The sequence below is a fragment of the Lysinibacillus sp. FSL K6-0075 genome (genome assembly GCF_038592945.1).
GTDB classification, from domain to species: Bacteria; Bacillota; Bacilli; order Bacillales_A; family Planococcaceae; genus Lysinibacillus; species Lysinibacillus fusiformis_F.
The window spans coordinates 4,951,513-4,971,118 of record NZ_CP151947.1 but is presented as its reverse complement, the minus strand read 5'-3'; the positions used below and the strand labels follow the sequence as shown (position 1 = coordinate 4,971,118).

Annotated in this window: 18 protein-coding genes; 11 read left to right on the top strand and 7 right to left on the bottom strand. The window is 36.9% G+C overall.

Features of this window, described 5'->3' with window-relative positions; genetic code table 11:
- Positions 1–108: 108 nt before the first annotated feature.
- The 5 genes from queF to MHB65_RS24980 all read left to right on the top strand — a co-directional run bounded on the left by queF (position 109) and on the right by MHB65_RS24980 (position 3,169).
- A complete protein-coding gene (queF, locus tag MHB65_RS25000) occupies positions 109–609 on the top strand; it encodes a preQ(1) synthase (protein WP_205446267.1) in 501 nt (166 codons plus the stop codon).
- A 119-nt stretch (positions 610–728) separates the two neighbouring features.
- On the top strand, positions 729–1,388 hold the full coding sequence (queC, locus tag MHB65_RS24995; protein WP_342442089.1) for a 7-cyano-7-deazaguanine synthase QueC: 660 nt from the start codon (positions 729–731) through the stop codon (positions 1,386–1,388).
- A 3-nt stretch (positions 1,389–1,391) separates the two neighbouring features.
- Positions 1,392–1,862, top strand: a complete 471-nt coding sequence (gene queD / locus MHB65_RS24990; RefSeq protein WP_342442088.1) for a 6-carboxytetrahydropterin synthase QueD — start codon at positions 1,392–1,394, stop codon at positions 1,860–1,862.
- On the top strand, positions 1,855–2,583 hold the full coding sequence (queE, locus tag MHB65_RS24985; protein WP_342442087.1) for a 7-carboxy-7-deazaguanine synthase QueE: 729 nt from the start codon (positions 1,855–1,857) through the stop codon (positions 2,581–2,583). The genes queD and queE overlap by 8 nt, the downstream gene beginning before the upstream one ends.
- 46 nt (positions 2,584–2,629) lie before the next feature.
- A complete protein-coding gene (locus MHB65_RS24980; protein ID WP_342442086.1) occupies positions 2,630–3,169 on the top strand; it encodes a VUT family protein in 540 nt (179 codons plus the stop codon).
- A 120-nt stretch (positions 3,170–3,289) separates the two neighbouring features.
- Here MHB65_RS24980 and MHB65_RS24975 read toward each other — a convergent pair whose 3' ends face one another.
- A complete protein-coding gene (locus MHB65_RS24975; protein ID WP_205446262.1) occupies positions 3,290–4,480 on the bottom strand; it encodes an MFS transporter in 1,191 nt (396 codons plus the stop codon).
- A gap of 236 nt (positions 4,481–4,716) precedes the next feature.
- On the opposite strand from MHB65_RS24975, the gene MHB65_RS24970 reads away from it, so the two are divergent.
- Complete coding sequence (locus MHB65_RS24970) at positions 4,717–5,964, top strand: TerD family protein (protein ID WP_342442085.1); 1,248 nt, start codon at positions 4,717–4,719, stop codon at positions 5,962–5,964.
- Between the two features lie 599 nt (positions 5,965–6,563).
- On the opposite strand, the gene MHB65_RS24965 is transcribed toward MHB65_RS24970, so the two are convergent.
- Positions 6,564–7,541, bottom strand: a complete 978-nt coding sequence (locus MHB65_RS24965) for a tRNA-dihydrouridine synthase (protein WP_342442084.1) — start codon at positions 7,539–7,541, stop codon at positions 6,564–6,566.
- A gap of 282 nt (positions 7,542–7,823) precedes the next feature.
- On the opposite strand from MHB65_RS24965, the gene MHB65_RS24960 reads away from it, so the two are divergent.
- From MHB65_RS24960 to MHB65_RS24945, 4 genes are all read left to right on the top strand, one after another.
- Positions 7,824–9,695: a leucine-rich repeat domain-containing protein gene (locus MHB65_RS24960; RefSeq protein WP_342442083.1), complete on the top strand. Its 1,872-nt coding sequence runs from the start codon at positions 7,824–7,826 to the stop codon at positions 9,693–9,695.
- A gap of 203 nt (positions 9,696–9,898) precedes the next feature.
- Complete coding sequence (locus tag MHB65_RS24955) at positions 9,899–10,573, top strand: peptidylprolyl isomerase (protein ID WP_205446258.1); 675 nt, start codon at positions 9,899–9,901, stop codon at positions 10,571–10,573.
- Positions 10,574–10,771: 198 nt separating this feature from the next.
- Positions 10,772–11,326, top strand: a complete 555-nt coding sequence (locus MHB65_RS24950) for a sigma-70 family RNA polymerase sigma factor (RefSeq protein ID WP_205446257.1) — start codon at positions 10,772–10,774, stop codon at positions 11,324–11,326.
- Positions 11,323–12,411, top strand: a complete 1,089-nt coding sequence (locus MHB65_RS24945) for a DUF4179 domain-containing protein (protein ID WP_342442082.1) — start codon at positions 11,323–11,325, stop codon at positions 12,409–12,411. Before MHB65_RS24950 ends, MHB65_RS24945 begins: the two co-directional genes overlap by 4 nt.
- Before the next feature lie 45 nt (positions 12,412–12,456).
- On the opposite strand, the gene MHB65_RS24940 is transcribed toward MHB65_RS24945, so the two are convergent.
- Positions 12,457–12,789: a BRCT domain-containing protein gene (locus MHB65_RS24940; protein WP_205446255.1), complete on the bottom strand. Its 333-nt coding sequence runs from the start codon at positions 12,787–12,789 to the stop codon at positions 12,457–12,459.
- Positions 12,790–12,901: 112 nt separating this feature from the next.
- Between MHB65_RS24940 and MHB65_RS24935 the strand changes: the two genes are divergently transcribed.
- Complete coding sequence (locus tag MHB65_RS24935; RefSeq protein WP_205446254.1) at positions 12,902–14,446, top strand: histidine kinase N-terminal 7TM domain-containing protein; 1,545 nt, start codon at positions 12,902–12,904, stop codon at positions 14,444–14,446.
- A gap of 53 nt (positions 14,447–14,499) precedes the next feature.
- Here the strand turns inward: MHB65_RS24935 and gnd are convergent, their stop codons facing one another.
- From gnd to MHB65_RS24915, 4 genes are read right to left on the bottom strand one after another with little or no spacing between them, the layout of a single operon-like run.
- Positions 14,500–15,900: a decarboxylating NADP(+)-dependent phosphogluconate dehydrogenase gene (gene gnd / locus MHB65_RS24930; protein WP_205446253.1), complete on the bottom strand. Its 1,401-nt coding sequence runs from the start codon at positions 15,898–15,900 to the stop codon at positions 14,500–14,502.
- A gap of 25 nt (positions 15,901–15,925) precedes the next feature.
- Positions 15,926–17,272, bottom strand: coding sequence for a GntP family permease (locus MHB65_RS24925; protein WP_342442081.1), 1,347 nt, complete (start codon positions 17,270–17,272; stop codon positions 15,926–15,928).
- Positions 17,273–17,287: 15 nt separating this feature from the next.
- Positions 17,288–18,829, bottom strand: coding sequence for a gluconokinase (gene gntK, locus MHB65_RS24920; RefSeq protein WP_342442080.1), 1,542 nt, complete (start codon positions 18,827–18,829; stop codon positions 17,288–17,290).
- Positions 18,822–19,553, bottom strand: coding sequence for a GntR family transcriptional regulator (locus MHB65_RS24915; RefSeq protein WP_205446250.1), 732 nt, complete (start codon positions 19,551–19,553; stop codon positions 18,822–18,824). Before MHB65_RS24915 ends, gntK begins: the two co-directional genes overlap by 8 nt.
- Between the last annotated feature and the right edge of the window lie 53 nt (positions 19,554–19,606).

The window sequence follows — 19,606 nt, the reverse complement described above, 5'->3', positions numbered from 1 at the left end:
TCCATATCGGACGTGGCTTTTTTATGTTTTTACTTATGTTTTAATAGACTGATTGGTGATGCCTCTCTTGAAAAGTGTTGGGAAACATTTTTACAAGGAGGTTTTTTTATGTCTGGCAGAAGTCATGAAGAAGGATTAAAGGATTTAACCCTATTAGGTAATCAAGGTACAAAGTATTCCTATGATTATGCACCTGAAGTATTAGAGGCAGTGGATAATCTACATGCCAATCGAGATTATTTCGTTAAGTTTAATTGTCCAGAGTTCACTAGTTTATGCCCTTTGACAAATCAGCCGGATTTTGCCACGATGTACATCTCGTATATCCCGGATAAAAAAATTGTTGAGAGTAAATCACTAAAATTGTATTTATTCAGTTTTAGAAATCACGGCGATTTCCATGAAGATTGCGTCAATATCATTATGAATGATTTAATTGCATTGCTTGATCCACGATATATTGAGGTTTGGGGGAAATTTACTCCACGTGGGGGTATCTCGATCGATCCATGGTGTAACTATGGGAAGCCAGGAACGAAATATGAAGAAATCGCCAAATATCGTTTAATGAACCACGATCTTAATCCAGAAAAAATTGATAATCGATAAATGAAGATTTGAATAGTTCAATCAAGAAAGAGGTTTTTAGCTACCCTCTTTAAAAAACTAAGAAGAAAGCAGCACTTTTTCTTAGAGTGCTGTTTTTTTGATATAAGGGAGTTTTATAGATGAAGCAGGAAAAAGCAATTGTTGTATTTAGTGGAGGTCAGGACAGTACAACTTGTTTGTTTTGGGCAAAAGAACGTTTTGAAGAGGTTGAGGCAGTCACTTTTGATTATGGTCAAAGGCATCGTCTTGAAATTGAATGTGCAAAGGAGATAGCGAGTGAACTTGGAATCAGGCATCATATTCTTGATATGTCACTCCTGAACCAGCTTGCTCCGAATGCTTTGACACGACAAGATATTAAAGTAGAAGACGGAGATAATGGTGAGCTGCCATCGACTTTTGTTCCTGGTCGAAATCTTCTCTTTCTTTCATTTGCAGGTGTTTTAGCGAGTCAAGTAGGAGCTAAGCATATCGTGACTGGCGTTTGTGAAACAGATTTTAGCGGATATCCAGATTGCCGAGATGTTTTTATTAAATCCTTGAATGTAACGTTAAATTTATCGATGGATGATTCTTTTGTAATTGATACACCATTGATGTGGCTGAATAAGGCACAGACATGGGAGCTTGCTGATCAGTTCGGGGCATTGGACTTTGTTCGAGAAAGAACGTTGACTTGCTATAACGGTGTCATAGCTGATGGTTGCGGTGAATGTCCAGCATGTAAACTGCGAAAAAAAGGACTTGATGAATATTTGCGTTATAGGAAGGAGTCTTAAGGCATGTCAGATTTTAAAATCGTCGAGAGACTCCAAAAAATTGATGTGGATATTCAAAGAAATCAATTGAACTATCATGTAAAGCGTGTTCTCGTAAGCAAGGAATTTACCTTCGATGCTGCTCATCATTTACATAATTATGAAGGGAAATGTAAAAATCTGCACGGTCATACCTATCGTGTAGTATTAGGGCTGAGTGGCTACACAGATGAACGTGGTTTGCTGATTGATTTTGGCGATATAAAAAAAATATGGAAACAAAAAATAGAGATTCATTTAGATCACCGCTATTTAAATGAAACACTTCCACCTATGAATACGACGGCAGAGAATATAGTTGTGTGGATTTACGAAAAGTTGACAGTGGCCTTGCTTGATGAAGGATATAACGGTGCGCGTGTAGAGTTTATCAAACTTTATGAAACTCCGACAAGCTATGCAGAAGCGAGACGGGAGTGGATGGAAGTTGAGTAAGATACCTGTGATTGAAATCTTTGGACCAACAATTCAAGGCGAGGGAATGGTCGTTGGCCAGAAGACCATGTTTGTGAGAACTGCAGGATGTGATTACTCCTGTTCTTGGTGTGATTCATCGTTTACGTGGGATGGCAGTGGAAAGCATCTTATTGTCCAAATGACAGCGGAAGAGATTTGGGCTGAGTTGAAACGAATGGGGGGCAATGGTTTTTCATTTGTCACGATTTCAGGAGGCAATCCTGCACTCAATCCGAATTTAGCAGAGCTCATTGCCATTTTAAAAGAAAATGACATAAAAATCGGGGTAGAAACACAGGGGAGTAGGTGGCAGAAATGGATGTATGAGATTGATGAACTGACAATTTCACCAAAGCCACCTAGTTCTGGAATGACCACAGACTATTCTGTGCTTTCTTATATCTTCGAAAAACTTAAAGATCGAAACAGCAATCACCATGTATCCCTCAAAATAGTCGTTTTTAATCAAGAGGATTACGATTATGCTAAACAAATTCACCATCGATATCCAATGATTCCTTTTTATCTTCAAGTCGGCAATGATGATCTTACGACAACTGATAATTCACAATTAATTATGCATTTATTGGATAAATATCATGCGCTGATTGATAGAGTAATGAAGGATGAAGAATTAAGAGATGTTAAAGTACTGCCACAGTTACACGCCCTTGTTTGGGGGAATAAAAGAGGTGTATAGTGTGCCATTACAAAAAAGCTTTTAAATTTACTTGAGGAGTAATAGTATGAGCGTATTATTTTATTTATTATCTATTGTTATCGCTAATGTGGTAACGGCAGCATTTGCACCATTGCACTTTGGTATGTTTATTGTTCCAATGGGGACACTTTTAATTGGGGCGACCTTTATTTTTCGTGACCTAGTACAAAATAAATATGGTAGAGCAAAAACGTATTTATTTATTATTACAGCTTTAATTTTATCAGCAGTGGTATCATTCCTACTGGGAGATACACTTTTGATTGTAGTAGCATCAGCGCTATCGTTTATTGTCGCTGAAACGGCTGATACAGAAATCTATACTCGATTAAAATTACCAATGGCTTGGCGTGTGTTCTACAGTGGAATTGTTGGAGGCTTTCTAGATTCTGCAATTTTCGTAGTAATCGGCTTAAGTCCACTTGGCGCCAATATATTGCCATGGGAAGCGGTACCTGCCACTATTTTGGGGCAAATTATTGTGAAGACGATTATTCAAATGGTTGGTGCAATCATTTTAAATAAAGTTGGACCAATGAAAGAAAAACATCTCATTTCAGGATAATTCTTTGAAATAGCCTTCCTTATTATGAAGATTCGTATCACAAGTAATTGTTTTAATAACAGGCCCATTCACTTTATGCGAATGGGTCTGTTTGATTTATATTCTTACTAAAGTGCATCTTTATGCCATTTTCTTTTGTTTATGATCTAAATGATAACTAAAGAAAGTTAGCAGACTTGCACAGACGGCAACTATACCACCGACCCATGTGACATTCATCAAATTTCCTTGATGATACACAATTCCGCCTAATGCAGACCCAAAGGCGATGCCTACGTTACTTGCCACTGGCATAAGAGAAGCAGCGAGTCCTTTAGCATCTGGTTTATAAATTTCGGCCAAATCTATTAAATAAAGCTGAGTAGATGTTGTTAAGAGGATGGCCATTAGTGACATTAATCCGATGTTTGCTAGTCCTAAAATAAAATGATTTGTCGTCCAAAATAAAGTTGTCAGTACAATTGCTTGGACGAGAAAAACAAACCGAAGTCGACCTATGGCATTGTGACTGGCAATTTTACTGGCAAGAATGTTGCTGAAAATCGAAAGAAACCCGTAACCGAATAAGATTAAACTGATAGAATTATTTGGTGCACCCATCCCCTTTAAAATAGGAACAAGGTACGTAAAGACTGCATAGGTTGCACCAAACCCAAGCGCAGGAATGAAAAAGGCAATTAAAATTCGTGGTTGGATTAGTAAAGAAAATTGATCGCGTATCGAGCTTCGTACTTGGCTGAGTCGAGTAGGTAAGACAAAAAAAGATGCCGCAAACGCCAACCCTCCGAGAAGAGTGGTTAACATGAAAGTGGCATTCCAGCCGTACCATTCGGCGATAACAATTCCAATGGGTACGCCAACTACATTTGCCAGTGTGAAACCACCGAAAACGAATGATATAGCAAGGCCGCGTTTGTTAGTCGGCATGGTTTCGCTTGCAACAATCATGGCTAGAGAGATCAATACGCCTGTTACAATCGCTGTCATAACCCGAAGTATAAGGAGCATACTATAGCTCGTTGAAATTACGCACAGAGCATTTAAGGCAATGAAGGAACCTATCAAAAACAGCATCCATTTACGCTTTGGAAAATGGCTTGTTGCTGACATCACGAGTGGTGTGGCTATGGCAAATGTAATAGCGAACGCAGAAACGAGTGTGCCTGCTTTTGCATTTGTCATATGAAGGCTTGAAGAAATATCAGTTAAGATCCCGACAATAACAAATTCGCTTGTCCCAAGAACAAATGTTAATAATGCTAGTGTTAAGATAAGTAACCAATGTCGCTTGGATAACTGTGTATGATGCATAAATACCTCTTTCTTAGATGAATGTAACTGTGTTACTTAGTAGACACAATTTAAACATCATAGCATAAAATGTTTTTATGAGAAATTAGATTGGTTTTCCTTATATGTTGTCAGTATTTGTTTCCAACGATTCCCCTTAAGAAGGATTTTGTAAATATTACTCGAATTTTCTATTGGAAGATTAACTTTAAAATTGTTTGATGTGTATAAATAATAAGGGGAAAAGGGGGATTCACATGATTCAATTCCTTCAGATGGGAGAAAATACAGTTATAAGTTCCCAAAAAGGTAGTGTTACTATTAGCTACGAAATGTCTAATTTGGTCGATATTTCGTTAACTGCATTTCTTTTAACGGATGCAAACAAGGTACAAGGAGATAACGGAATTATATTTTATAATCAACCAACTAGCATATCTGGTGCAGCTACCCTGATACCATCTGAGAATGTAGGGAATATAAAAATACATAAAATGAATTTTGACATGAGTAAAATTCCTGAAGGTATTACTAAAATAGCAATAACACTTACAGAAGATAATAGCCGAGGTTTTTCAAATGTGAAAAATTTAAAGGCAGAGATATGTACTGATAGCACTGTTATCGATTTAGCGCCATCTAAGTTCGCAAATGAGAATGGAATAGTAGTATTAGAATTATATCTAAGGAATAGTCAGACAAAGGTGAGATCTATTTGGCGTGGATTTGATTCTGGGTTAGAGGGGTTATGTAAAAATTACGGTGTTGAAGTTGAACCTGATGAACAAAACAAGCTTTCTGAATCTACAACTATAAAAAAACAAACACCGAGAGAACCTGATAAATCACTAACTGTTCAGGAAAATACAAATAGACAAAACATGTTGTCACCGATAAATCTTGAAAAGGTAAAGGGGAATGTCAGTCTTACCAAAGGTCAAAAGCCAGTTATCATTGATAAAACGCCTGAAATTACTGCTACGGTATCTTGGAAAACTGGTACTGACTACGATATATATGCTTTAGTCTATACAAAGGATGGTCAGCAGATCGATGTAGCTATGTTTGGGGCGAAAAAAACACCTCCACTGAGGAGTTTTGGCAACGGAGTAGTCGAACACATGGGGGATGTTGGGAGAGCTGGTGGATCAACGAAAACTGAAGTAATCAAATTGAGACTAAATAATAATGTTCTGGCAGTTGTTCCTGTCGTTTACTCCGCTCAATCAAATGGCACAGGCTCATTCTACAGGTATAAGGTGTCCATGAGTATAGATAATCATAATGGAACCTCCGTTACTATTTTCGCTAAAAATGCCAATAATAATGATAGAATTTATTCCTGTGTGCCTGGAATACTTCATAATACTCCGGATGGCGTGATTATCAGTCCATTAGAGCTTTATAGTGAACCGAATTCAGAACGTAGACCTCAACTGAAGATGGGGTCCTCTAATATGGTAGAAGTTCTAATGGATAAAGGTCCAATCAATGATTACAAGTAAAAGCAAATACAAGGGAGATTGGCTATAGCCAATCTCCCTTAGTGTTGAAAAACAAAACCATCAATAGAATTTTTGTGAAAGGTGAAAATGGTTTCCGTTACAGGCTACTTGCTTTCCTGTGGGCGAGCGCCGAATCGCTTCCTCCGCTACCGCTCCGTTTAGAGTTTTGCCTGTCTCGCTATCCCACGGGAGTCAAGTAGCCCTCCACTCCAACCTACAAAATGTTAACTTTTTAGAAAAGGTCTTCAAATAAAGTGAAGGTCTTCACTACCCATTTTATGGAGGGTTTTTGACACTCATCACTTCTTCGCAATGAAATTAAGAGTCTATCCTTTCTCTAATCATACAAATAATAGGCTAATTTGATTACTACGGCTAGCTAGTATGAAAGATAAGGAAAAGCCACTTTTGCAGCATGGTTGATTGGAGTGGAGCCAGCGTCACAGAGGAGACCCTGGAGCGAACGGAAGTGAGTGAAGCGGCTCATCGGACGCCCCCTGGAAAGGACGCTGGCCGAACGGAAATCAACCCCTCACCTTGCAAAGTTGCTTTTTCTGCCGTTGACATCCTCTTTATTTGTCGCAACTTATAATAAAGGTTTACTCCGTTAGTTCGAGGGCAATATACGCAGCTAGTATTTCACGGACTTCATCAGTAGAATTTGCGTTCAGTAATTGAACTCTCAATTGACTAGCCCCTTTGAAGCCACGTACATATATTTTAAAGAAACGCTGTAATGCTTTAAATGAACGCGTTTCGAATTCCTTGGCATAGTGGTCATGAAGATCAAGGTGTAAGTATAGTAAGTTAAGGTATTCTTTGGCGCTATGCTCTTTAGGTTCCTTTTCAAAGGCAAATGGGTTTGAAAACACACCACGTCCAATCATTACACCATCGATACCGTATTGCTCAACCAGTTTTAGACCTGTTAAACGATCAGGAATATCACCGTTGATTGTCAGTAATGTTTGAGGAGCAACTTCATCACGTAGTTTTTTGATATCTGCAATTAATTCCCAATGTGCAGCGACCTTGCTCATTTCTTCCCGTGTACGGAGATGAATAGAAAGATTGGCGATATTCTGTTTTAAAATATGGGTAAGCCACTCACGCCATTCTGCTACATCCGTAAAGCCAAGTCTTGTTTTAACACTAACTGGTAATCCACCTGCTTTGGCTGCTTGAATAATATCTGCGGCTAGTTCAGGGTGAAGAATTAAGCCAGCTCCTTTACCTCTTTCTGCTACATTATCAACTGGGCAGCCCATATTAATATCAATTCCCTTAAAACCTAATTCCTTCATACCAATACTCATTTGACGAAAATGTTCAGGGGTGTCTCCCCAAATATGTGCAACAATGGGTTGCTCATCTTCTGTGAAAGCTAAGCGATTACGTACATTATCTAAGCCATCTGGATGACAATAGCTCGTCGTATTGGTGAATTCCGTAAAAAATACATCAGGTCTCCCTGCCTCCTGAATGACATGACGAAATACAACATCTGTCACATCCTCCATAGGAGCTAAAATGAAAAATGGCCGTGGTAAATCAAGCCAGAAATTATTTTGATTCATTGATAAATATCCTCTCTTTCCAAAATACTACCTTGCAAAAAGATATCATATTTACATTATTTCTACATAGTTAATTGGCTTAGCTTAAGGATGGAAATGCATACTCGTATTTAGACTTAGGTTCTCTTAGATTAGAGGAAAAAATATAATAAGTTGGAATTTGAAAAATCTGGCTCTACACTGAGTATTTAGTCTTGGGTAGTTTGCCTATATTTCATAAATATTGACATTTATTTTTTAGACAACTAAGCTTAATGGAAAATAGAGTTGGGAGGGCTGCCAGTGGAATTTATTAAATTAAATTGTCCAAATTGTAATGGGAAAATTGAATATAAAGAAGAGCAAACATTCAAATGTCCTTTTTGTGATACTGAAATCATGTTAAAAGAGAATAAAGTTTATTATGTAGATCAAACGATTAATAATTATTATGGAACAGCTTCTCCTAATACAACATCCCGTCCAAAAACAAATTTAAAGCTGCTCCTTCTGCTACCAATTATCATGATGTGCGTATTCCTTGGGTATTTCCTTTTAAGCAGTAATCAAACAGAGCATGGAAACCGTGAAGAAATATCTGTTCGAACAATGCCTGAAAGTGAAGTTCTTCTGTTCTTTTTAAAAGATATTTTTGATAAAGGTGGGGCGATGCCAGCAAAAGAAGAGATGGCAAGTATTCGATATTTGGCTGCCTACTATTCTGACGAACAATGGCATTTTGATTATAGTCTAGAAGATCCTTTTACAAATAAGGAAGCTAAAATTTCTACGTATATCATTATGGATAAGATATTAAATACGCAAGAAATCCAACAAAAGGACTTTGAGGCCTTTACTGGATTAACGGTTTTAAAGCTCATGAATGATTATGAAATATCACAAAGTGAAAAAGTAAGCTTCCAACATCTTAAAAACTTAAAAAGTTATACAGGTAGCTTTAATGAATCATTTAGTAAAATTGCAGAATATTTTAGTGATAAGTCAAATGTTAAAGAGCTCTCTATCCAAATTAGAAGTAATGATGAACTTGCTTTATTATTAGAGTTTCCTAATCTTCAATCACTTGAATTATCTTATGTGACTGAAGAGGTGACGGATTTCCAGATTCTAAATAAATTACCACTGAAATCACTGTCCTTAAACTCAATCAATGATTTAAAGTGGCTGTCTACATTAACTAATTTAGAGTCGTTAGCAATAGACATTAGTGAAGCTACAGATTTTAGCCCACTTTACTCACTGACTCAATTACAAGAATTGAAGCTTACATCAGTAAGAAATTTAAAAACGCTTGATTTTATACAAAACATGCCTAAACTACAATCTTTAGATCTTGAATCCATGAATATAATCAATTTAGATAGGCTTAGAAATATGTCATCTTTAACAAAGCTACGATTAGCCTCTCCTGGTCAAGTGGAATTATTGGATATTGTGAACAGTCTAACGTCACTAACGGAGTTATCGTTAACTGGTTATCATGGTGATATGTCATCGATTGTAGCACCCCATTTGAAAAAAGCAGAACTAAAGAGTTCGTTTTTACCAAAGTTAGAGGCACCAGCTTTAAGAGATTTGACGGTTTCTATAAGCGGTTCGGAATCCCAATTGAATGGTGCAGAATTATTGAAATATCCACAGCTAGAACAGCTTACAGTCATGGAGTATGGAATTCTTAAAGGTATTCGTTCATTAAATGACCTACCAGATTTGCAAACAATCAATTTAAATGAGACCCTCTTTTATGAAGAAACCAATGACTTATTCAATTTACAGCACGTAAAAACGTTAAACTGTTATGAATGTAATTTTCAAGTGAATAGTAAACCATTTACGAACAACGTGCTAGAGCATTTAACTTTGAAGGATGTCTCGATTCAAATTGATAATGACAATTGGGTACAAGAAGTGGATAAGATCATGCCTTACTTTGCTGGCTTTTCAAATTTGCGTTCTTTCACGTTACAAGATAGTTCACTACAATCGTTAAATTTCTTGGGAAATTGGCAACAAATAGAGGTGCTTCATTTAGAAAATAACGCCATTTCAAATGTAGAGCCATTAGTGAATTTACCTAACTTAAAAAAGCTATATATTTTAGGAAATCAGGTACAAAATCAATCTGTTTTAGACAAAGGGATTATCATTTATTGAGGTCATGCACATTTATAAAACAACTAAATTCCAAATGTGTAAGCAGAGAATATTGTCATTTTGCAACATACCACTTTAATAGAGTAGAAATAAAAAGTAGAGACGATGATAGGAATATCCTGTCATTGTCTCTCTTAGATTTGTCCTAAAGATTGGATAGTTTTATAATGAATTGATGTTTAACAAGAGGAGTTGAAAAGGATATGTTCGCACGTAATAAAGGTTTGTATTTTATGCTATCACTACTTGCCATTATTGTTGTTTTGACAGGCTGTGGTACAGCTAAGGATAGTGATAAAACAGAGAGTAACACGGCTAAGGAAACGCAAGAAGCAGTGGATTATGCGTCAAAGGTGAAGGAAAATCCAATTGTGACGATTACGATGAGCAATGATGAAAAAATTGTTATTGAATTAGAGCCTACTGTAGCACCGAATACAGTAGCTAACTTTATTGCTTTAGTAAAAGATGGATTCTATGATGGCCTTATTTTCCACCGTGTTATTCCTGATTTTATGATTCAGGGTGGAGATCCTACGGGAAATGGTACTGGAGGACCTGATTATACGATTAATGGTGAGTTTTCTTTAAACGGATTTGAAAATAATATGAAGCATGAACGTGGTGTTATTTCGATGGCCCGTTCAGATGATCCAAACTCAGCAGGCTCACAATTTTTCATTATGGTAAAGGAAGCATCACATCTTGATGGGAAATATGCTGCTTTTGGGAAGGTGATCGAGGGGATGGAAACAGTCGATGCCATTGTTGCGGTTGAGAGAGACGCCACAAATAAACCACTAGAAGATCAGCAAATGAAAAAGGTAGAAGTGGATACAAAAGGCTTTGATTATCCAGCACCTCAGGTAAACAAGTAGTTTGTGTCTCAATGCTATTTGCTAAAATCCAAAACTTAATATAAACATTAGAAAGGCTAAATCAATTGAGATTTAGCCTTTTATATTTGTTAAAAAATTGAAATTATAAATATTTTTGCGTAATATGAGAAGAAATTTAAGATTGAGCGATGTTTTATATAAAGGATCCTTTATGTTGGTGGAAGAAAGGGTGTTTGCATGAGGGTAACAGATGAAAATTTTATAAAACATCTTAAGAAAAAACGGGAAGAAGCACTTCAATATGTCATTGATGAATATATGGGGATTGTCAAAGCGATTATTTATAATGCTCTAAAATCCTATAATGATCCTCAAATAATAGAGGAATGTATTAGTGATACATTTCTAGGGGCTTATGAAAATGCTAAACAATTTAGAGGCGATAAAGAGGATTTTAGAAGATGGATTTGCACGATAGCAAAGTTTAAAGCCATTTCACAACAAAGAAGGTTGTCTAAAACGCCATATTTTTATGAGCTAAATGAAACAGGTGAAGCCGCAATATCGGCTGAAGAGGAATACTTAATCAAGACAACGACGGAGGAATTGCTCATAATGATGAAGCAATTAGAGCAGTTAGACCGAGATATTTTTACGATGAAATACTTTTTAAATATGAAAAACGAAGAAATTGCTATCCATTGTGGTTTAACAAAAGCTGCTATCGATAATCGATTATATCGTGGGAAAAAACGATTACAGCAAATTCGTTTGGGGGGAAGTATGACATGAAAAAGCTATATAAACAATTTAATGATTTAAATCTTGATATCAATATAGAGCCGATGGAAGTGAGCACGGTTGAAAAAGAGAGAGTTAAAAGAAATGTCATGATGGTCAAAAAGAAAAGGCATTTCATTAAAAATTTTATTGTTGCAGCTACTTTTTTTATTGCGTTCAGTATGACACTTGGTTATACATTTCCTACATTTGCTGCAAAATTACCGTTTATCGGAAATATATTCGAATTGTTTATTGATGATGAAAGGTATGTATTTAACAATTATGATCACTATTCTACAAGTGTTGGAGTGAGCCAAGAAAGTAATGAAGTTGAAGTCACCGTTACAGATGCTGTATATGATGGCGAAAATATTACGATTGCTTACACTATTAAAAGTGAAAAGGATTTAGGAGAAAGGCCAGTATTATATGGTGAGAATCGTGAACTAACTGCTGAGGAATTTGGTAATAGGTATCGATATGACGGCTATTCAACAAATTATTTGGTTCAAAAGATAAACAGCAATGAGTATGCAGTATTGTATATTTTTGAACTCATTAGAGGCTCAAAGCCCGAGGAAGTTCACATTAATTTTCAAGGAAATCAAATTGTTGATTTAAATAATGTAAATAATTCAGTAGCAGGCGACTGGGCATTTGAATTTACTTTAGAGAAGCTTGAAAGTGAAACAATAAAGGTGGAAAAGGATAGTATGAAAACAGAAGGGGAAGGTATAAAAATTGAAGCTTTTAAAATAACGAAAACACCTATCTCTACGACATTTTATCTTTCCGAAGAAGTTTTGGTGGAAAAAGAAAATGAAGCTTGGCGAGGAGTTCTTATTGACTATATTGTGACAGATGATTTAGGGAATGATTATAATGTCATTCATTTTAGAGGAACTAGTCATAATACTGATTTTAAAGGGCGTGGAAATTTCCCTCGTATTGTTGCAAACAACTTTGATGAACAAGCTACCTCGATTATGATCACCCCTGTAGTAGGTGTATACAAAATTAAGGATAGTACAGGAGCATTAGAACCGATAAAAGAGCCGTATACATTGAAGCCTATTGTTGTTCCGATAAAGTAAAAATATGAAAAGAGTATGTAAGAAGAACAACCTTACATACTCTTTTTACTTGTCAATTTCCCTTGGTATCGAAATAAGCCATAAAAAATCATCTTCTATCAAGATTTGAATGTCTTGCCCCTGACTCATTAGCTGCTCGGCTTTATGCTGCTTGGCGCTTATACCGCGACGTTTATCACCAAGAATGACGAAATCCGTTTGCTGTGTAACAGCTCCCTGTAAATACCCTCCATAAGCTTTTACTTGTTTGGCGGCTTCGGAACGTGTCATGGTGGAAAGTGCGCCTGTAAAAACGATTTGTTTATTATAAAAAGGGTGGGTTAGATTTTCAACTGAATCAGAAAAGAAAATGATTTCTGCGTTGTCCTTATTGATCATATTCGTTACTCCTTAAAAATTCACTTTTAGATGCAATTTAATCAATAAATAAATCCACAAAATTTTATATGTATGCTACATTAAAATTAAAAATTTAAAGAGGTACATAGACATGAATTCGCAATTGACTGCTTTCATTACTCTTAGCTGTACATCAGGTGTACTAAATTTGTATTTATGTTTATACGTATTTCTACAACGCTACAATTATACAAAAATTGCTCAATTGTTTATTAGTTATACCGCATTAATTGCGGTATATTGTTTTGCCTCTGCTTTTGGTTTAATCGCTACAACATTGGGCACCATCAAGGTTTGGACAGCCATCCAATATGTAGGTATGGCTTTTTCAACGCCTCTCGGATTATTGTTTATCATGCAATACCTGGGTTTTCGTCTAACAAGGAAAAAGATAATGGCCCTTCTTGCCATCCCTTTTATTAGCTTAATTATGGTTGCTACAAATGACATTCACCATTTTCATTATAGAGTATTTGAAATAGATCCTGTATTAGGGACGCCATATGTTTATCAGGAAATTGGCATATGGTATATCATTCATGGCATGTTTACTTTTGGCTGTATGTTCGTATCTTTTTTATTAGTATTAATCCATTGGAAAGAGACTACTAAGGCCTATCGGCAACAATTAATTGCCCTAATGTGTGGTCAACTTATTCCTATGATAACAGCATTCATCTATTTATTGGGCTTAACACCTCAAGGGGTTGATCCTGTTCCTATGGTATTATGGGCTTCTTCATTTTTGTATTTATGGTCTATTAATTCCTCACGGTTATTTAGGGTGATGCCTGTTGCCAAGGATGCAATATTTCATAGTATCAATGATGGGGTTATTGTGTTAGATGAATCTGAACGATTAATAGAGTTTAACCAAGCCTGCAGCAAGGTATTCCCTCAGCTAACCAGATCCATGATTGGTAGGGACATTAGGAAAGCATGGCTTGAAGTAACTGGGCAAACGATGCCCTTTACATTGGAGGCAGCGGTGAATACGCAAGACATCGAGATTGTGCTTTCGAATCATACTTATCAAGTGCGCATTACAGAACTACAGCATGTTAATCATGGTAAGGGATTATTACTCATTTTCACTGATATTACAGAGTTAAAGGAGCTACAAAGACAATTAGAACAACAGGCTTATTATGATGAACTTACACAAATCAATAATCGTCGAGCCTTTTTCCAACAATGTAATCAAGCTTACAGCGAGGCAGGAGAAGCATCATCGGCTTTTACTGTCATTTTAATGGACATCGATCATTTTAAAAACGTCAATGATACGTATGGGCATGCTATTGGTGATCAATTACTAGTTCATGTCGTAAAGGTTTGTCAGAGTGTATTGAAAAAAGGAGAACTGTTTGCACGGTATGGCGGTGAGGAATTTGTTCTTGCGCTCAAGGACCATACATTATCAGAGGGACAAGCATTAGCTAATTTGCTCTGCAATAGCGTAGAATCCCAACCGCTTATGACTACGGAGGGAGCAATTCGTGCTACCATTAGCTGTGGTGTAGCTGAAGGTACAACAGGACAAGAGACATTGTATCAGCTTTTAAACAATGCGGATAAAGCATTGTATGCGGCAAAACAAGCAGGACGTAATCGAGTACATGTTTATCTAGAATAAAAAAGCTAAAATATACAATCATTGAGGGAATGATGTATATTTTAGCTTTTTACTTACCAATTTGTATGGAAAACACCTTCTGCATCAATTCGCTCATACGTATGCGCACCGAAATAATCACGTTGTGCCTGTAACATATTAGCATTAGATGAACCTGTTCGATAACTATCGTAATATGTGAGAGAAGCACTTAAGCAAGGGAATGCATTTCCTGCTTGGATGCCTTCACAAACTATTTTTCTTAATCCATTTTGATAATCCTTCGTCTTTTCTGCAAAGTATGGATCAATTAATAAATTATCTAGTGAAGGTTGCTTTTGATAGGCTTCACTAATAACATTTAAAAATTCTGCTCGAATAATACAACCACTACGGAAAATTAATGCAATATCTTTTAGTGGTAAATGCCATTCATAAAGCTCAGATGTCATTTTATATTGTGTAAATCCTTGCGCATAAGCACAGATTTTCCCCATGTATAAGGCTTGGCGAACGTATTCAATCCAGACATCCTTCTCTAGATTTTGCTGATTGTAATTTGGTACAGATAGTATTGCCTCTGCTCGAATTCGTTCCTCTTTTAATGATGAAATATAGCGGGCGAATAAGGCCTCCGTAATAATTGATGTAGGAATTCCATTATCTATGGATTGCAGGCTTGTCCATTTCCCAGTCCCTTTTTGACCAGCTTTATCAAGAATCATATCAATCAGCGGTAATCCTGTTACCTCATCTTTTTTCCGTAAAATTTCAGCTGTTATTTCGATTAAATAGCTTTTCAATTCGCCTTGATTCCATGTTTCAAAGATAGTAGCAATTTCTTCAACGGATAATCCTACATTTTTTCTTAAAAACGTATAGGCTTCCGCAATGAGTTGCATATCGGCATATTCGATTCCATTGTGTACCATTTTGACGAAGTGACCTGCGCCTTTAGGACCTATATACGTACAGCATGGTGTATCATTCACTTGTGCTGCAATCTTTGTCAGAATAGGTGCTACTTTGTCATAGACCTCCTGATCGCCACCAGGCATGATAGATGGCCCTGTCAATGCTCCTACTTCACCACCAGAAATACCAATCCCTAAATAACCGATTCCTAAAGCTTTTAGTTCATCGTATCTACGCTCTGTATCTTTATAATGAGAGTTACCGCCATCCATAATCACATCGCCCTCTTCAAGGAAAGGCACTACTGATTGAATAACTGAATCAATGGCTTTACCAGCTGTAACCATTAAAAAAATCTTTCTCGGTTTTTCTAAAGCTTGTACAAACTCTTCAATTTCATAGTAAGGAGTAAGCGCCTGTCCTTCGACTTTTTGTAGAAGCTTGTCGGTTAAATCTCGTGTGTAATTATAAACGGCTACTTGCTCGCCCTTATTAGCCATGTTTAAAGCGATATTACTGCCCATAACACCTAACCCAATAACGCCTATTGTATTTAACATTGTGCTTGCTCCTTTTTAACATTTTTTAAACAAATAAACTAAGTAATAAAATAAACCCTAAACCAGCCACAGATACAATTGTTTCTAGCAAGGTCCAAGTAGCGAATGTTTCCTTCATGCTTAACCCAAAATATTCTTTAAACATCCAGAAACCAGCATCATTGACATGGGAAGCAATTAAACTTCCTGCACCTGTTGCCAGTACGACCAAGGCAAGATTCACATCACTTTGACCTAACATTGGAATGACTAGCCCTGCTGTTGTTAAAGCAGCAACTGTAGCCGACCCTAATGAAATACGTAATATAGCGGCAATAATCCATGCTAGTAAAATTGGCGATAAGGTAATGCCTTGGAAGAGTTCAGCTACATAATCACCAACACCACCATCGATTAATACCTGTTTGAAGGCGCCACCGCCACCAATTATTAAGAGCATCATACCAATATGCGAGATTGCTGTTGTACATGATTCCATTACTTGCTTAATAGGAATTTTCCTTGCGATTCCCATTGTATAGACAGCAACTAATAAAGAGATTAGCATGGCTGTACCAGCTTCGCCGATAAAGCGGATACCTGCTAAGAAGCCATTATCTTCAAAGCCAACTGTTTTTTGTAACAGTGTAACAATAGTAGCAATGGACATTAAAATAACGGGTAGTAATGCAGTGAAAACACTTATACCAAAACTTGGTGTGTCCTCTAGTTCAAATGTTTTTTGTTCACCTAGAGAGGCAATATTTCCAGTTTTGTTGAATGATTCAGGCACTAACTTTTGCGCCAATTTTGTAAATAATGGTCCTGCTAAAATGACAGTTGGAATGGCGATGATAAAGCCATAAAGCAATACTTCACCAATGTTTGCCCCAAATTCACCAGCGATGACGGTAGGCCCCGGATGAGGTGGCAGAAATCCATGTGTGACTGATAATGCTGCTGTCATCGGAATTCCTAAATATAAAATAGAAACTTTTAATTGTCTTGAAATGGCAAAGACAATAGGGATTAATAGCACAAGTCCTACTTCAAAGAAAAGAGCGATACCGATAATAAAGGATGCGGCTACTACAGCCCATTGGATGTTCTTTTCCCCAAATTTATTCACAAGGGTCATGGCAATGCGCTGTGCACCACCAGAATCCGCAATTAACTTACCTAGCATGGCACCAAGTCCAAATATTAAAGCTAAGTGACCCAGCGTGCCGCCTAATCCAGCTTCAATTGTTTTGACAATAACATCTAAAGGCATACCGAGGGCTAGTGCGACACCGAATGAAACAATGATTAATGAGATAAACGTATTTAATTTAAAGCCCATTATTAAAATTAATAGCGCAATAATACCAATACCTACAATAACTAATGGCATGTATTCTCCTCCTCTTTAGTCAGGCTTAATTAAGCTCCTTTGATACTGAGCAATTGACGCATAGTCATCTGCTAACACTCTAGATAAACGAATGAAAATTGGGAGTAGCTGTCTATATTCTTTGGCCGCCTCTTCGATTGGTGTATGCTTATAAGTGTCACCAACCATATCAGCGACAACGTCAAAGGAATCGATTTTTCCCATAGCATATAAGCCTAAAATACAAGCACCAAGACAGGAGCTTTCATAGCTTTCAGGGACTACCACTTCCGATTCAAAAATATCAGCCATCATTTGTCTCCAAATCTCAGAGCGTGAAAAACCACCTGTTGCTTGAATACGAGTGACAGGGCTTTCCATACATTCGAGTAAGGCTAAATAGACAGTATATAAATTGTAGATAACCCCTTCGAGGGCAGCTCGTATCATATGTTCTTTTTTATGAGACATGGTTAAACCAAAAAATGAACCGCGCACATCTGGATTCCATAAAGGCGCACGTTCACCTGATAGATAAGGATGGAATAGCAGTCCATCAGCACCAGGTCTAACACGTTCAGCGATTTTCGTTAACACTTCATATGGATCAATACCCAGTCTTTTAGCTGTTTCAATCTCAGAAGAGGCAAACTCATCACGAATCCAGCGTAATACCATACCACCATTGTTTACTGGTCCACCAATGACCCAATGGTTTTCTGTTAAGGCATAACAGAAAATTCTACCCTTCACATCTGTTTTGGGTTTATCAATTATCGTACGGATTGCACCGCTTGTCCCAATTGTAACGGCAATCTCACCTTCTCTAATGGCATTCACCCCTAAATTGGAAAGCACGCCATCACTTGCGCCAATGACAAAAGGTGTTTGTGGGTCAATGCCAATTTGTTTAGCTAAATGGACATTGCAGTTAGAAAATAACTTAGTTGTTGGTACGAGTGTCGATAATTGTGCTCTTGAAATACCTGCAATGGTTAAAGCTTCCTCGTCCCAATCCAATGTGTGGAGGTTCATCATACCCATACAGGAAGCTAATGAATAATCCACAACATATTGGTCAAAGAATTTTTTAAAGATATATTCCTTAATACCGATATATTTCTTTGCTTTATGAGCGATTTCGGGATGCTCATTCACCAGCCAAGTGATTTTGCTTAATGGGGACATTGGATGTATAGGTGTACCCGTTCTTTTATAAACTTCATGTCCATTCCATTCATCTTTAATTTTATGTGCCCATGCTTCACTACGATTATCCGCCCAAGTGATGACAGGTGTTAACGGTTGGTCATTTTCATCTACAGCGATAACACTATGCATAGCACTACTAAAGGAAACAAATAGTAATGGTTTGTCGGAATGGACTTTCATAATACTGGTAATGGCTTGCAGTACAGCTTGAAAGATTTCTTCTGGATTTTGTTCAGCTGTCGAAATATCAGGGGTATATAAGGGATACCCGATATTTTCTTGTTGAATAACCTTTCCGTGTTCACTAAATAATACGGCCTTTGTGCTAGTAGTCCCTATATCAACACCTAACATATAGTTAGTCATCTTGTTGCTCAACCCCTTTAGATAGCATTTGCTGTGAACGCCATAGATCTTCTACTTTGCCTTGAACATCATCAAAATTTTCATGTAAGGATTTAATCATGAGTTCTCGGTCTTTGGCTCTAATCGCATCAATATATAGTTCATGATTTTTCACAATTCGAGTGAAATCCTCATATTTTTCTTTAAAGCGCATGCGCATAGATAGCAAAATCAAGCCTTCCATTACTGGTTTTAAATTATTCCAAATCATTGTGATATAGGAATGTCCAATGGAGCGAATGATAGCCTCGTGGAACATAACATCCTGGTAAGAAAATTCGTCCGCATCACTATATTTAATGGCAACCTTCATCATTTCTAATGTTTTGCTAAGCTCCATTGCTAAGTTCGTTGTATCCATTTTAATTAGACGTTCAAACACGAATGTTTCAATCAGCAAACGAACATCATAAATTTCTTCTATTTCCTTTTCTGATAAACCGATGACAACAGCGCCCATTTTTTCTAATCGAATGATATTTTCAGAAGCTAATATTCTTAAGGCTTCACGAATGGGTGAACGACTTACTTCAAAATCAGCTGCCAGTTTGTTTTCAGAAAGAATGGTACCGCTTTCAATTAAGCCTGAAATAATGCGCATTCTAAGTTCATATGCTACGCGATCTCCTGTTGACGCCTTAGAAAGCCATTTTTGTGGATATAAATAGTCCTTAGATTCGCTCATAATATCACCTTTTTTAGTTTTGAGTATACTTGTATACAAGTATTATAGTCAGA